A 561-nucleotide genomic window follows, 5' to 3' on the forward strand; every position below is an offset into this window, starting at 1 on the left:
CAAAATATTCGGTTAATATTTTGAGCCTATATAAAAAATATGCCCGACTTCTATTCCTTTACTGCTGGTTATTTCTTGTTCAGATATAGGTAATTTATTTACTTCATGTTTTTCTTCAGCTGCCGCGTACCAACTTTTAATTTCCTCTACATCGATATCAGGATTCTCTTTTAATGTCTTAAATTTTTTATCGTAATAAGTACGCGGCAGCTGAAGAAAAACATGAAGTAAATAAATTACCTATATCTGAACAAGAAATAACCAGCAGTAAAGGAATAGAAGTCGGGCATATTTTTTATATAGGCTCAAAATATTCGGTTAATATTTTGAGCCTATATAAAAAATATGCCCGACTTCTATTCCTTTACTGCTGGTTATTTCTTGTTCAGATATAGGTAATTTATTTACTTCATGTTTTTCTTCAGCTGCCGCGTACCAACTTTTAATTTCCTCTACATCGATATCAGGATTCTCTTTTAATGTCTTAAATTTTTTATCGTAATAAGTACGCGGCAGCTGAAGAAAAACATGAAGTAAATAAATTACCTATATCTGAACAAG

2 pseudogenes are annotated in these 561 nt (G+C 31.2%); both read right to left on the reverse strand.

The features are described 5' to 3' along the window. Window positions 1-15: 15 nt before the first annotated feature. Window positions 16-198, reverse strand: a pseudogene (locus O6R16_RS08125) (proline--tRNA ligase); the annotation flags it as partial. 123 nt (window positions 199-321) lie between these two features. Continuing rightward, window positions 322-504 (reverse strand): annotated as a pseudogene (locus tag O6R16_RS08130) (proline--tRNA ligase); the annotation flags it as partial. Window positions 505-561: the final 57 nt, after the last annotated feature.

This window comes from Candidatus Rickettsia tasmaniensis (assembly GCF_036857515.1).
GTDB classification, from domain to species: domain Bacteria; phylum Pseudomonadota; class Alphaproteobacteria; order Rickettsiales; family Rickettsiaceae; genus Rickettsia; species Rickettsia rickettsii.